Origin of the sequence: Streptomyces sp. FXJ1.172, assembly GCF_001636945.3 — a bacterium.
Classification (GTDB): Bacteria; Actinomycetota; Actinomycetes; order Streptomycetales; family Streptomycetaceae; genus Streptomyces.
Map to the genome: position 1 here is coordinate 5,301,430 of NZ_CP119133.2, position 14,338 is coordinate 5,315,767.

A 14,338-nucleotide genomic window follows, 5' to 3' on the forward strand; every position below is an offset into this window, starting at 1 on the left:
CACAAGGTCCCCCATTAGTAGGAGTCCCGGTGACGCAGAGTGGACAACGCGAGGAGCCCTCGGCGCAGCCCGCGCGAGAAGGCATCGTGCTGCCCTCCGACGGAGGCGAGCCCGTGCTGCCCGGCATGAGCGGCGCGCCCGCTCCCGCCGCCCCGGCCGGCGGGCAGGCCTGGGGTGGTTCCTGGGGGCCCGAGCAGCAGCAGTCCCAGCCGGGCCAGGGCTGGCCCCCGGCGCCGGCCCCGCAGTGGGACGCCCCGGCGCACCCCGGCCCGCTGCCCCCGGAGGGCGCCCCGGCCCCGTCGTACGGCGGTCGGACGCCCGGCTACAGCGGCGACGGCCACGGCGCACCCGCGCCGTACGAGCAGCAGCACCAGCAGCACCAGCTGCCGCAGCCGCAGTACCCGCAGCCGCCCGCGTCCGCCCCGGCGCACGCCGCCCCGGTGCCCGGTGCGCTGCCGCTGCCTCCGGCTGCCGACGCGGCCGGCGGGCACATACCGCCGCTCCCGGCCGCCCCGGCCGACGAGGGCGCCACCCAGTACATACCGCCCGTGCAGGCCGCCCCGGCCGACGGCGCGACCCAGTACCTGCCGCCGGTCCCGGCCGCCCCGGCCGACGGTGCGACCCAGTACATCCCGCCGGTGACGCCCGGGGCGCTGCCGCCCGAGTCGAACGGCGAGGAGACCCGCTACCTCGGCATCACCGCGCAGCAGGGGCCGCCCGCACCCGCGTCGTCGGACGCCGAGGCCACTCAGTACATCCCGCCGTACGCCGCGCAGGCGCAGGGCGCGGACCGGCAGCCGCCGGCCGAGTTCGACAACCTCTTCCGCAACGGCCCGGCGGGCGGTGACGGCCCGGCCGGGTCCACCCAGCAGCTGCCGCGCATCCAGCAGCCGGACGCCTACCCCGGCCCGGCGCGCGCCGGAGCACAGGCGCCTGCCCCGGCGCAGTCGCAGTACGGCCAGGCACAACCGGCGTACGACGGGGCGCACGACGACGACCGGCCCCGGGGGCGGTCGCGAGTGCCGCTGATCGCGGCCATCGGGGTCGGCATCGTCGTCATCGGTGTGGGCGCCGGCGCGCTGCTCAGCGGCGGTGGCGGCAAGGACCAGGGCGCCGACAACAAGACGGTCGCCGCCACGTCCCCGGCCGTGAACCAGGGTTCCGCGGCCGGCGCGGACCCCGCCCGGCAGCAGGCGGTCGAGCTGGACAAACTGCTCGCCGACAGCGGCAGCAGCCGCGCCTCGGTGATCCAGGCGGTGGCCGACGTCAAGGGGTGCGGCAACCTCGACCAGTCCGCCTCCAACCTGCGTGACGCGGCCAAGCAGCGCAACCAGCTGGTCACCCGGCTCGGCACGCTGTCCGTCGACAAGCTGCCGGACAACAGCGCGCTCACCGACGCGCTGACCAAGGCCTGGCAGGCCTCCGCCGCGGCCGACAGCCACTACGCGGCCTGGGCCGACCAGGTCAAGGGCGGTCGCAAGGGCTGCCGCAAGGGCCACGCCCGCATCACCGGGGAGACCCAGGCCGGCAACCGGGAGAGCGGCACCGCCAGCGCGCAGAAGGTGAAGGCGGCGGGGCTGTGGAACGCGATCGCGAGCAAGTACGGACTGACCCAGCGCCAGCCCACCCAGCTGTGACCGGCACCGCCGCCGGCACCCCCATCGGTGCCGGCGGCGGTGCCGCACGACGCGTCACCGCACGTCGGCGTTCTCCAGTGTCTGTGTCATGTCCGCGATCCCGCTGATGCCGCCGATGCCCTTGCGGGCCGCGACCAGTTCGCCGTTCTGGACGACCTGGAGGGTGACGTCGGCGTTGACCAGCCGCGGGAAGCCGACGGAGGCGAGCTTGCCCTCGTAGGTCCAGCGCAGGGCCGGGGTGAGGCCGCCGGTGGAGATCTGGATGCCGCCGTCGAGGGTGCGCCGCACGGCGTCGGCGCTCACCTCGCCGGAGCCGATCTTGTCCAGGACGGCCTTGAGCACGGTGTAGGCGATCCAGGTGGTCTGCACTCCGGCGTCCGCGGGGTCGATGCGGTTGTCGCCGAAGGCCTCCTCGTTGATCACCTTCTTCATCTCGTTCCAGCGCGCGTCGGACGCCGGCGGGTACCAGCTGGTGATGTACGACCCCTCGTACGGGCCCGACGCCCCGCCTGTGGCGTTGATCACAGTCTGGTCGACGTCGCCGAGGACGGTCCCCAGGCGCACCTCGGGGTACTCCTGGCGGGCCCGGCGGAAGGAGTCCATGAAGGTGTCCGTGCGGTCCCCGAGCGCGGGCACCACGCAGCCCTTGTGCAGGACGTCCTTGGTGGCGTTGCGCAGGGACTGGTCGGCCTGGTCGCCGTACGAGGTGGCGTCCTCGGCGGCCAGTTCGTCGTCCGCCTTCGAGTGGCCGCCCGCCTTCAGGCCCGAGTTCAGCAGCGGGGGCAGCTCGTCGCCGGCGATGTTGTCGGGGCGGACCAGTGCGACGGTCCCGCAGGTGGTGGCGAGGGCCCGGCCGAGACCGGCGAGCAGGACGGGCTGGCCGCCGTTGACCGGGTAGGACATCTGGCCGGTGAACTCGTCGTTGGTGACGCCGTAGCCGCCTATGTAGGGGATGCCGGCGCTCTCCAGCGGGGCGAGGAAGGAGTCGCCGAACTGGCTGTAGGAGCCGACGACCGCGACGACGTTCTCGGCGGCCGCCTGCTGGGCGCACTTGGCGGCCGCCACGTTGTCGTTGTGGTCGTTGCAGGTCAGGATCTCGAGCTTGCGGCCGTTGATCCCGCCGTGGTCGTTGATCCACTTGCCGTAGGCCCGGGCCATCGCGGGCATGCCGGGCTTGTTGGTGGCGCCCGTGTTCTCGGGCGCCCAGGTCATGACCTTGATCGGGTCATCCCCGGAGCCCCCCGTGGCACCGGGGATGACCCCGCATCCGGCGGTGAGCGACGCACAGAGGCCCACGGCACCCAGGGACAGAGCCGTGGCTCTGACGGGCCGGGACAAGGAGCGGTGGAGGACGGTGCGCGTGCGTGGCCTGCCGGTCATGTGTGACCACGCTTCCCTCACATCACTAACCCGGGAGTGACCCTCGGTCAACGAAAGGTGACGCACGGGTGAATTGCAGGGGCCGGTGAGGCTGGTGTGGCGCGGAACGTACGATCGATGACCGTGCAAGGTTCGGAGAACTCTTCCCGTCGCGGCCGTCGCTCCTCCACCATGGGCGGCATGCCTCTAAGCGACATGCCGTGGTGGCGCTGGCGCAGCAATGTGCGCTCGGCGCTGCACATGCTCTCCGACCAGGTGTTCCAGCGGGACGTCTGGCTGGCCGGCGTGGACGGGTACGGCGACGTCACCGATGCCGTGTACCGCCTGGTGGAGGACACCTGGCTGGACAACTGGTCCGCCGAGAAGTACGTCGGCACGATCTTCCGGGACTCGCAGGAGGCGGCCCTCGTGGACACCGCCGTGCTGCGGGTGCTGAAGATCATGCACCAGGTCGGCCCCGACGCGCCGGTGTCCGCGTACCTCGACCACCAGGGCTGGCCGGAGGCGGTGCGGGCGGCCCGGGACGCGCACGTACGGATGTCGGTGAGCGACGGGGAGGATCCGGAGGCGCCGCCGAAGACGCTGGAAGTCCTGCGGATCCTGACGCGCACCGCCTAGCCGGACCCCACCGGCCCCGCCCCGCCGCGCAGGCCCGCCGCCCCGCAGGGCCCGCCGCACTGCAGGTCCGTCCCGCAGGCCCGCCGCGCAGGCCCGTCCCGCGTTGCGGGACGAAGCCCCACGGCGGGGCGGCCGTATGGGAACCTGTAGTGCATGAATGAGCAGTCCGCGCCCGTCGCAGCACCGGCGGCCCAGTACGTCCTCACCCTCTCCTGCCCGGACAAGCAGGGCATCGTGCACGCCGTGTCCAGCTATCTGTTCATGACCGGCTGCAACATCGAGGACAGCCAGCAGTTCGGCGACCACGACACCGGTCTGTTCTTCATGCGCGTCCACTTCTCGGCCGGGGAGCCCGTGACGCTGGAGAAGCTGCGGGCGAGCTTCGCGGCGATCGGCGACTCCTTCCACATGGACTGGCAGATCCACCAGGCCGACGCGAAGATGCGCATCCTGCTCATGGTCAGCAAGTTCGGGCACTGCCTGAACGACCTGCTGTTCCGGGCCCGGATCGGCGCGCTGCCCGTGGAGATCGTGGGCGTGGTCTCCAATCACACGGAGTTCGAGGAGCTGGTGGGCTCCTACAACATCCCCTTCCACCACATCCCGGTGACGAGGGACACCAAGTCGGAGGGCGAGGCCAGGCTGCTGGAGATCGTCCGCGAGGAGGACGTCGAACTGGTCGTCCTCGCCCGCTACATGCAGGTGCTCTCGGACGACCTGTGCAAGCAGCTCAGCGGCCGGATCATCAACATCCACCACTCCTTCCTGCCGAGCTTCAAGGGCGCCAAGCCGTACCACCAGGCGCACGCGCGGGGCGTGAAGCTGATCGGTGCCACGGCCCACTACGTGACCGCCGACCTCGACGAGGGGCCGATCATCGAGCAGGAGGTCGAGCGGGTCGGGCACGGCGTGACCCCGGACCAGCTGGTCGCCATCGGGCGCGATGTGGAGTGCCAGGCGCTGGCGCGGGCCGTGAAGTGGCATGCCGAGCGCAGGATCCTGCTCAACGGGCGGCGGACCGTCGTCTTCGCCTGACCGGCACCCCTTCCGGGGCGCCGTGGTCACTCGGTGATCGTGAAGTACTCCGCGAACGCCGGGACGATCTCCGCCTCGCCGATCACGCCGTCGCCGTCCGAGTCGAGGGCGGCGGCGGTCGTCGCGGCCACGGCGTCCGGTACGTGCAGGGCTCCCAGCACCCGCGCGGTGTCGGCGACCGTGATGCGGCCGTCGGAGTCGGTGTCCGCCACCGCCAGCGCCGCGTGCAGGAAGGGGCGGGCGATCTCGGCGAAGCGGCCCGGGTTGTCGCGCAGGCGCTTGACCGCGCCGGTGACGAACTCCTCGCGGGTGATGCGCTGGTCGCCGTCGCGGTCCGCGATGCCGGCCATGCCCTGCCAGAACGCCTCCGCCCCGGCGTAGAGGGCCTGCCCCTCGGCGGAGCGGGCGGGCACGGTGAACTCGGCGAGCAGTGCCTTGGCCGCCGCGCTGAAGTCCTCGCGGTCGATCCAGCCGTTGCCGTCCTGGTCGAGGGTGGCGAACCGGGCGGCGATCCTGCGCTCGTACTCGGTGCTGACCATGTCTGTGGGGGCCGCCTTACGTGTGCGTGGGTCGATCTCGCACGGAGCGTACGACGCGGGTGGCCGCGAGATGGCGGGAAACCGGCTGTTGTGCCAAGACCGGGGGAATACTGCGACAAGCGTGTGGGCTTGTCGCAGAGATGACAGCGGGTGTCAGGCCGAGAGCGGACCGGCGTCCTCGGACGTGGCCGAGTCGACGTCCGGGCAGACGTCGAAGAGGCGCCGGACCCCGAGCGCGCCGAGCACCCGGTTGACGTGCGAGCCGTCGACCGCGCCGCGGTCCGGCAGTATCAGCCGCAGCCGGCCCTGGCAGGAGCGGATCAGCCGGCGGGCGGCGATGAGGACGCCGACCCCGCTGGAGTCGCAGAAGAACACGTCCGAGAGATCCACGACGAGGCTGTGGTGCCCCTCGGCGACGACGTCGTGCACGCGTTGTCGCAGTACCGGCGAGGTCATCAGGTCCAGTTCTCCGGACACCCGGAGCACGGCCCACCCGGCCCGCTCGACGCCGGTCACCTTGAATGCCACGGCCTAGCCCCTCCGCTCGCCGGAACTCAGGAACCGCCCGGAAACGGAAGCAGTTCCTACGCTTGCTTCCGCGCGGCTGCCCAGCGGCCGTTCCCTGAAACGTCGGGCAGCAAACCGGACGTGATCGACAAGGGGCTTGTTTTGGTCACTATCGATCCTGTTCGATCAGAGTCGCGCGCGATCCGTGTGAAGGTTATGTGAAGAGGGCACTATCACCTGCGGCGCCTCAGGGGGCGCTCATTGACACAAAGGGGCGTGCGCGGTCAGAGGTGCCGACTACATTCGACAAGACGGTGCAGCCACGCTGGACGGGCCGGAGCACAGCTTGAGGGCCGGAGCACAGGTGAGGGGAGGGACCGCATGGCCACGAAGGACGCACCGCCCCGCTGGGACCGCAAGATGCACCAGCGGCTCGCCCGCGGAGAGGCGGCCGCCCTGGGCGAGCTGTACGACCGGTTCGCCTCGCTCGTGCACAGCCTCGCCCACCGCGTCCTCGGTGACGAGAAGGCCGCCGACACTGTCACCCGCGAGGTCTTCACGCATGTCTGGGAGCACCCCGAGAGCTACGACCCCAAGCAGGGCCCGCTGCGTTCCTGGGTGGCCGGCGTGACCCACCGGCTCGCCGTGCAGCGGCTGCGTGACAGCGAGACCGCCGCGCTGCCCCGCGGGTCCGGCGCCGCCGCCGAGGAACTGGAGCGCAAGGTGCGCCGCGCCTCGGTCGCCGCCCGCGCCGACTTCATCGTCCACTCCATGCCCGCCCCGCTGCGCGCCGCGCTCGAGCTGGCCTACTTCCAGCGGCGCGACTACCGTCAGACCGCGGCCGACCTCGGCGTCACCGAGGACGAGGCCCGCCGCCGGCTCCGCCTCGGCCTGCAACTGCTCGCCACCGCCTACGACGCCGGCGCGCCTCCGGGACACGGGGGTGCGGTGTGAGCGGAGCGGGACGCTTCGAGGCCCACGACGAACACGACGAACGCGACGACCACGAGGGCCCTGAGGAGGAGACCCGGCGCCAAGGGCGCGAGGGACATCAGGAGCGCGCGGGGTACGGAGAGGGCGGCGGGCCGGGTGAGAAGGAGCACCCCGGTGACGGCTTCCGTGACGGCCCCGGCGACGGCCCCGGCGACGGCTCCGGCGACGGCGGTGGCCCGGGAGACGCGCCGCACGGATCCGGTGACCCCGAGCCGGACCGGCCCCGGATACCGACGCCCCGCGCCTCCGCCGAGGACAGCGGGCGGCCGCTGCCCGATCCCGCCGCCCTCGGGGACCTCGCACCCGTGCCGCTCGATCTGCCGCACGACGTCCTGAAGTCGCTCCTCGGCGCCTGGGCGCTGGCCGCCTGTTCGGCGGCGGAGACGGCGGCCGTCGAGGACCACCTGGGCTCGTGCGGAAGCTGCGCCGACGAGGCCCGCCGGCTGCGCGAGGCGATCGGCCTGCTGCACCAGCCGGAGACCCTCGACCTGGATCCGGGGCTGCGCACCCGCGTCCTGGAGAGCTGCCTTGAGCGCCGGCCGCCGCGCATCCCGCTGCCCCCGTGGGCGGCGCCGTACGACGCCGAGGCCGCGCGGCTGGACGCCCTGCTCCAGGACTTCGGGGACGCGGAGTGGCATGCGCCGGTCCGGCTGCACTGGTTCGAGGACGACGAGCCGACGAGCCGTCGTACCACCGTGGCCGGGGTGATCGCTCATCTGCTGTCGGTGGACGGAATGATCGCGGTCGCGCTCGGCCTGGAGGATCCGCTGGCCGGGATCGCCGGGGCGGACGACCCGGACGCGGCGGGCCCGGCCGGTCGCACCGAGGCGTTCTGGCGGACCTCCCGCTTCCCGCCGACCCGCTCGGTGCGCGGACCCTGGCGGGAGCAGAGCCACGGCCTGGTGCGCACGGTGTCCTTCACCGGCAGCCACGCGGGCGGACTGCCCGTGTCGTACGGCGACTTCGCGCTGCCGCTGCACGACGCGATGCTGGACCGGGCCTTCGAGTGCTGGGTGCACGCCGAGGACATCGCGGACGCGGTGGACTACCCCTACGAGCCGCCCGCGCCACGCCATCTGAACAAGATGATCGACCTCGCGGCCCGGATGCTGCCGGCCGCGCTCGCCGAGCGGCGCCGCGCCGGCCGGTCCGCGCCGGGCCCGACCCCGCACCTGGTCGCGGCGGGCGCGCCCGGCCGCAGCCTCCGGCTGGAGATCGAGGGCACGGCGGGCGGCGAGTGGCTGATCCCGCTGGACTCACCGGCGGCGGTGGGCTCGGCGGAGTTCGAGGTGGCCCATGTGGCGCTGGACGGCGTGGAGTTCTGCCGGCTGGCCGCCGGTCACATCCCGCCACAGGAGGCGGCGGCCGGTCAGGTCGGCGACCGCCAGGCGATCAAGGACGTGCTGTTCGCGGTGGCGGGGCTGAGCCGCATGTGAGCCTTTTCGAAGTCAAAGCCGCCCAGTACTTGAAGCGTTCGCAATTGAAGCTTGCATCAATTTCGCGTTCCTTGACAATCGGCGACACGGTGACAAGCTGGAACTGAAGGCAACCCGAATCATCTCCCGTGCGGTGAGCAGTGAGGCTGCATACCAAGTGCGCTATTACTGCTTCATTCTTCTTCCTGACGAGATGCGAAAACGCCACTGAGCGCGGTGCAATCTCTGCTTGCTTCCTTGGGAGAAAGCATGTCCGACCGTCACGACCACTACGTTCCTCTCCCGGACAGCGACCGCGTGGCTCTGCGCGGAGCCCATGCGCTGGACCCGGTTCCCCCCGACCAGCCGATGACCGTCACGGTGTACGTCCGGCGGGATCCTGCCGCACCCCCCGTGCCCGACACCGTGCAGCTGGCCATGACGCCTCCGAAGGACCGTCAGACCGTTTCCGACAGGGCCGTCTTCAGGGCCCACGGCGCGCAGCAGAGCGACCTCGACGCGGTGTCCGAATTCGGCCGGGCACACGGCCTTCGGACAGCCGACGTCAATCCGGCGGCCCGCAGTGTGCAACTCTCCGGCACCGCCGCCGACATATGCGATGCCTTTCAGGTGACCCTGTCCCGGTACGGCTACACGGGGCGGGACAACCGCCCCCGCACCTACCACGGCCGCGAAGGCGCCGTGAACGTCCCCCGACAGCTTCAGGGGATCATCACCGGCGTCTTCGGTCTGGACAACCGCCCCCTGGGTGCGAATCTGCTGACCCGGCGGGCCGCGGACCTCGCCGTGCCGCAGGCGGCGGCCCCCGCGCAGCCCGCAGGCACATTCCTGCCCACCCAGCTCGGTGCGCTCTACGACTTCCCCAAGGACACCGACGGCACCGGACAGTGCATCGCCGTTCTGGCGTTCAACGGCGAGACGAGACCGGGAACGCCATCCGGCGGCTACCGGATCGAGGCGCTGCAGCACTACTTCGAGCAGATCCTCCACCAGCCCACTCCGGACATCACCGACGTGGTGGTCCACGGTCCGGGGAACGAGCCGGGAGACGATTCCGAGCAGGCTCTGCAGAGCGGGGACAGCACGGGCGAGATCATGCTCGACCTCCAGGTCGTGGGCGCACTCGCCCCCAAGGCGAAGATCGTCGTCTACTTCAGCGTGTTCAGCGAACAGGGCTGGGTCGACCTGTTCAGCCAGATCGCCACCGCAACCGACCCCCGGCCGACCGTGGTGTCCTGCAGTTACGGCAACCCCGAGGACGTCGCCGGGAGCCGTTGGACGCGCATGGCCATCAACCACGTGAACGACGCGTTCGACATCGCGGCGCAGCGCAACATCAGTGTCTGCTGCGCCTCCGGTGACGACGGTTCGCGGGACGACGGCACCAGCTTGCGCGCTCACGCCGACTTCCCCGCCTCCAGCCCTTACGTGCTCGGTGTCGGCGGCACCCGGCTCGTGGCCGGCAACGGCGGCATCGCGAGTGAAACCGTGTGGGACGACGGACCGGGCTCCGCGACGGGCGGCGGCATCAGCCGCTACTTCCCCGTTCCCCCCTGGCAGAGCGGCGCCCACGTGCCGCCCTCCGTCAACCTGCCGCACCGGTCAGGGCGCGGAGTCCCCGATGTCGCCGCGGACGCCGATCCCGTCACGGGCGTCTACGTCATCCGAGCGGACGGCCAGCGCTACGCGGTGACCGGCGGAACCAGCGCCGCCGCCCCGCAATGGTCGGCCCTGCTCGCGTGCGTCAACCAGGCCCTCGGCGCACCTGTGGGATTCCTCAACCCGCTGCTCTACACCAAAGTCGCCCGCGACGCCGTCCGCGACGTCACGTTCGGCAGCAACGGCTCCTACGCCGCCGGACCCGGCTGGGACCCGTGCACCGGTCTCGGCACTCCGGACGGCCAGAAGCTGCTCCACGAACTCGGCAGTCTGTAGGGCTTGCCAACCGGACGCAGTCTGGTCTGGAAGGCTGAGATGACGTCGAGGGCGAGAACTCCACGGGTTTCCCGGTCGTCGCTGCCCATGCCCCGGGTGCGGCGGTGGCGTGTGGCCTTCCTCGTCACCCTTCTGGGCCTCGGGGCGTTTCTCGGGTGGCAGGGAGGCTCTTCGAAGTACAGGCCTTGGAACGGCAGTCACTGGTACCAGTTTCCCTGGGTGGCGAGACTCTTCGGCGGTATCGCGCGGCTGGTTTCACCCGGTAGTCCGGCGAAATTGAGCATACGACTTCTTGCCCTCGCGATCGTGATCGCATTCGCCTGGGTGCTGCGCCGCTTTTTGATTCACAAGAATTCCTACCTGCCCGGCCCCATCAATGTAGAGGAACTCAAAGACGGTGTCCCGGTGGAGGCCGGGGCCTCTCCCGCGGTGAAGGATCTCACCGCACAGTTCCGGAAGCAGCTGTCCGAAACCAGTCTCTATCCGCCCACCGCGCTGCCGGCCCAGTCATCCGGGGAGACATTTCTCGACCTTGTCGGCGACGTCAGCCTTGAGCCTGAGAAACTTGCCACCAGTCTTCTGCGGTTCGCCAGCAGACTGAAGCCGAAAGTTGCGTACAAGGTCAGTGGTGTGCTGCGGCTGCGGGAGCAGAAGCCGCGCTTCGGAATGACGGTGACAATCACGTCATACGGGATCCCGGGCAGCCGAGCCGACACGGTGTGGGCGGAAACGTGGCAGGACGTGGTGGACAAGGCGGGGCACTCCGTGATTGCGGCGCTGTTGTCCGTGACACGCGCCGGTAAGAAACCGCCATGGCAGGGCTGGCACGGGCGGGAGCTGCCGGTCGACCTGTTCACCGCCTATCACGAGGCCGAGGAACTGGCCGAAGAGCGAAGATTCGATGACGCCCTGGATCGTTGCTACCAGGCAGTCAGACTCGATCCGACAAACGTGTACCTACGCCTTCAGGCAGCCGCCTATCAAGAGAAATTGGGATCGTATCTCGATGGATTGGAGACGTATTACGGTGCAATTCGCCTGGGTCGGATGAGCACCAAGAGCGAGGACAAAAGGCTTACGCTCTCCCCTCTGGGATTGCCGCGCCTTTTCCATCTGTGGGACATGTGCCATCGGCCAGGGATACTGCAGGCACGCTTCCGGTACGCCGTGGCCCTCGGGTATTCGGGTACGACCGCCGTCGAGCAATGGTGCGACGGGCGGCCCGGTCGTAGTGCTGATGCGCGAGATCGCATACGGCGGGCGCTGGCGCCTGATTTTGAGGAGCGCTACGGACCGGTGATCGCGGACCTCTTCCCCTGGCTTGATACAGGGGGCAAGTCCACGACGGAGGCTGCGAAGGGCTGGGTCAGAAGCGCCCTCGATGACCGAACCCAAGATGACCAAAACAAAGCAGCGGTTCGCCTCCTGTTCGCGTCCGCATGTGTGTACGAGATGTGCCGACTGGCCGAGGATTATCCCATCGGATACCACTTCTCCAACGCCAGGCTGACCGACTGGAAACTCTCCTGGGTTTCTCGACGGCTGAACCGGGATGTGTGGGCCCCGTTGCAGTGGGCCAGAGCCTGGGCTGATTACAAAGAGAACTGCAAGAGATCGGACCGGTCAAAGCTGGGCCCGCCCGCTCTCTGCCTGGGATGGCGTTGTCTGCTTCATCGCGCGGGTGTACAGGAAGGGCGGTGTGCCCTCCCCGGCAATGTGGAAGTGCTGATGAACCAAGCACGGTTGTGGGTCTATCGCGAATTTTTGCCGTGGCAGGACAGGTACAATATGGCGTGTACCTACTCCATTGCGATGGCCGCGGCTGACGAGCGTAGAAAACCGAAGTTCGCCTCTTTGGCGATCCGTGAACTTGAGAGCGCGGTGCACGGTGCCGAGAGCGGATTCCTGACGATCAAGCGTTCATGGCTGCTCTCCGGAGACCCGGACCTGGACCCACTGCGCGAAGAAGAGCAATTCCGTCATCTCGTGCGGCAGGTTTTCCCCAGCGGCGATCCGGATCTCTCACGTTTCGCCGATCCGGTCGAATTCGAAATGGCTGCGTACTGTCAAAGGCTTATTGAGAGTTGCGCCGCGGTGATGGAAGGGATCTGGCACCTCAGGGCAATGCAGTCCGCCACCGATATCCACGCCCTGACCGCTTGGCTGCAAACCGAACGCGACATATGGCGGGAACTCTCCAGAGTCATCCAAGGCAGGGCCCTGACCTGGACCGACCGCGAACGGCTGCTGCAGAAGGTCCGACAGGCCGACCATCTCGTGATGCTGTCCAAGTTCGGGTTTCCTCCTGCTGTGCCGGAGTATGACGAGGTGCCGCGCACTGCTCGAAAGCTGCATGACCCCGAGGATGCCGAAAGCTGCGTGGACGAAGTGCGCAGGGAGTTCGACCGCATCATGCAGGAACTCGACGACCGAATATTGAAGCGGGAATCCCTCCCGCCCGCCTGGGCCAGCGATAAGAGCGTGGCCATGTGCGGGCGGGTGGATGCGTCCGGTGGCCGGCTGGGTGATGACGAGATTCACGAACTCTGCACGCGATACGCGGCAGTCTGGCAGAGAATCCGTGGAGTGTTCGACCGGACGGACGGACGTGCCCTGGAGGACCTGGATCTGGCATTTCAACAACTCGACAGGCTCGTTCCCTAAGGCAACGGCCGTGAAAACCGCTCCCGCAGCTTGTACTTGAGCACCTTCCGCAGCGTGTCGTTACGCGGCAGCGCCTCCACCACCTCCAGCCGTTCCGGCAGCTTGTGGACCGACAGGCCCGCCGCACGGAGATGCGCGACCACCTCCGGCAAGGTCAACTCACCGGCGCCCGGCGCCTGTTCCACCACGGCGCACACCAGTTCCCCCCGCTCCGCGTCCGGCAGTCCGATCACGGCCGCTTCCCCGACCGCCGGATGCGCGGCGAGCAGGTCCTCGATCTCCTTGGCGGAGATGTTCTCGCCCTTGCGGATGATGACGTCCTTCAGGCGCCCCGTGAGGACCAGGTGCCCGCGGTCCGTCACCCGGCCCAGGTCGCCGGTGCGCAGGAAACCCTCGGCGTCGAAGGCGGCGGCTGTCTGAGCCGGGTCCAGATAGCCCCGGCAGACGGCCTCGCCGCGCAGCCGCACCTCGCCGTCGACGATTCGGATCTCCATGCCCGCGGGCGGCCGGCCCTCGGTCGTGGCCAGGTTCTCCGGGGTGTCCTCGGGGTCGCCCATGGTGATCATCGGGACCTCTGTCATGCCGTACCCGTGCGCGAGCTGCACGCCCAGCTCGCGCACGACGCAGTGATAGAGCTCCGGTGGCTTCGGGGCGCCGCCGCCCGCGAGCAGCCGCAGGGTCGGGACGACCTTCGTCCCCGGCTGCTTGCGCTGCTCGGCGAGGAACATCGAGTAGAACGCCGTCGACCCGCCGGCCACGGTCACCCCGTGCCGCCGGTACTCGGCGAGCGCCTCCGGCATCGCGAAGTGCTCGAACAGCACCGCCGGGAGGCCGTGGAGCAGGAGCATCACCAGATAGTCGGGGCCGCCTATGTGGGCGTACGGGAAGGCGATCGAGCCGACGTCGGCCGCCGTGAGCCGCAGCGCGTGCGCCAGGCAGGAGCCGCCCGCGATCAGCGAGCGGTCGGTGTGCAGCACGCCCTTGGGGTCGGAGGTGGTGCCCGAGGTCCAGTAGATCCAGCGGACCGAGGTGCCCTCGGCGGGCGGGGCGGGGAGCGTCGACGGGTCGCCGTCCGGCAGGGCCGCGTCGGCGTACGCCTCGAAGACTCCCCTCGCGGCCAGCCGCCGGGCCAGCTCCGTGTGGTCGTATCCCCGCCACACCCCCGGCACCGCGAAGAACTCCGCCTTCGACTCGCGCAGCGCGAAGCCGACCTCACGGTCCCGGTAGAAGGGGATGACCGGGGACTGAACGGCGCCCAGGCGGGCCAGCGCGAAGGAGAGCAGGACGGTCTCGATGCGGGTGGGCAGCTGCCAGGCGACCACCGAGCCGGGGCGTACGCCCATCCCGTACAGCCCGGCCGCCACCCGCTCGGCACGCGCGCGCAGCCCGCCGAAGGTGAGCCGCCGCTCGCCCTGGAGGAGGAGGGGGCGGTCGGGGGTCGCGGCGGCCCGGCGGACGGCCAGGTCCCACAGTGTGCGAGCGGAACTCAGGGAGTGCGGGGTCTCGTTCACGTGTGCCCCCTGCTTGGCTGACGACTCGTCAGGTGCCATGCTATCTGACGGGTCATCAGATAAGTACCGTCCGGGTCCTGTCC

At 70.0% G+C, this 14,338-nt stretch carries 11 protein-coding genes; 7 read left to right on the forward strand and 4 right to left on the reverse strand.

What is annotated here, in order from left to right:
• Positions 1-29 precede the first annotated feature (29 nt).
• Positions 30-1,637 (forward strand): hypothetical protein, encoded by a 1,608-nt coding sequence (locus tag A6P39_RS23740; protein WP_067053463.1) that lies wholly within the window; start codon positions 30-32, stop codon positions 1,635-1,637.
• Positions 1,638-1,691: 54 nt separating this feature from the next.
• Here A6P39_RS23740 and A6P39_RS23745 read toward each other — a convergent pair whose 3' ends face one another.
• A complete protein-coding gene (locus tag A6P39_RS23745; protein ID WP_079133714.1) occupies positions 1,692-3,017 on the reverse strand; it encodes an ABC transporter substrate-binding protein in 1,326 nt (441 codons plus the stop codon).
• Positions 3,018-3,134: 117 nt separating this feature from the next.
• Here A6P39_RS23745 and A6P39_RS23750 point away from each other — a divergent pair, with 117 nt between their 5' ends.
• Both A6P39_RS23750 and purU read left to right on the forward strand, forming a co-directional pair.
• A complete protein-coding gene (locus A6P39_RS23750) occupies positions 3,135-3,635 on the forward strand; it encodes an SCO4402 family protein (protein ID WP_067053461.1) in 501 nt (166 codons plus the stop codon).
• 153 nt (positions 3,636-3,788) lie between these two features.
• A complete protein-coding gene (purU, locus tag A6P39_RS23755; protein ID WP_067053459.1) occupies positions 3,789-4,670 on the forward strand; it encodes a formyltetrahydrofolate deformylase in 882 nt (293 codons plus the stop codon).
• Positions 4,671-4,696: 26 nt separating this feature from the next.
• On the opposite strand, the gene A6P39_RS23760 is transcribed toward purU, so the two are convergent.
• Together A6P39_RS23760 and A6P39_RS23765 are read right to left on the reverse strand one after the other, a co-directional pair.
• Positions 4,697-5,209: an EF-hand domain-containing protein gene (locus tag A6P39_RS23760; protein ID WP_067053457.1), complete on the reverse strand. Its 513-nt coding sequence runs from the start codon at positions 5,207-5,209 to the stop codon at positions 4,697-4,699.
• 153 nt (positions 5,210-5,362) lie between these two features.
• Complete coding sequence (locus tag A6P39_RS23765) at positions 5,363-5,737, reverse strand: STAS domain-containing protein (protein ID WP_067053455.1); 375 nt, start codon at positions 5,735-5,737, stop codon at positions 5,363-5,365.
• Positions 5,738-6,097: 360 nt separating this feature from the next.
• Here A6P39_RS23765 and A6P39_RS23770 point away from each other — a divergent pair, with 360 nt between their 5' ends.
• From A6P39_RS23770 to A6P39_RS23785, 4 genes are all read left to right on the forward strand, one after another.
• On the forward strand, positions 6,098-6,670 hold the full coding sequence (locus A6P39_RS23770) for an RNA polymerase sigma factor (protein WP_067053453.1): 573 nt from the start codon (positions 6,098-6,100) through the stop codon (positions 6,668-6,670).
• Positions 6,667-8,145, forward strand: coding sequence for a zf-HC2 domain-containing protein (locus A6P39_RS23775; protein WP_107304483.1), 1,479 nt, complete (start codon positions 6,667-6,669; stop codon positions 8,143-8,145). The genes A6P39_RS23770 and A6P39_RS23775 overlap by 4 nt, the downstream gene beginning before the upstream one ends.
• A gap of 249 nt (positions 8,146-8,394) precedes the next feature.
• On the forward strand, positions 8,395-10,080 hold the full coding sequence (locus tag A6P39_RS23780) for a S53 family peptidase (protein ID WP_067053452.1): 1,686 nt from the start codon (positions 8,395-8,397) through the stop codon (positions 10,078-10,080).
• Positions 10,081-10,386: 306 nt separating this feature from the next.
• Positions 10,387-12,744, forward strand: coding sequence for a hypothetical protein (locus tag A6P39_RS23785; RefSeq protein ID WP_067053449.1), 2,358 nt, complete (start codon positions 10,387-10,389; stop codon positions 12,742-12,744).
• Here A6P39_RS23785 and A6P39_RS23790 read toward each other — a convergent pair.
• Positions 12,741-14,255 carry a class I adenylate-forming enzyme family protein gene (locus A6P39_RS23790; RefSeq protein ID WP_067053447.1) on the reverse strand — a complete coding sequence of 505 codons (1,515 nt, stop codon included), beginning with the start codon at positions 14,253-14,255 and terminating at the stop codon, positions 12,741-12,743. The two genes, A6P39_RS23785 and A6P39_RS23790, sit on opposite strands and share 4 nt — an antisense overlap.
• Positions 14,256-14,338: the final 83 nt, after the last annotated feature.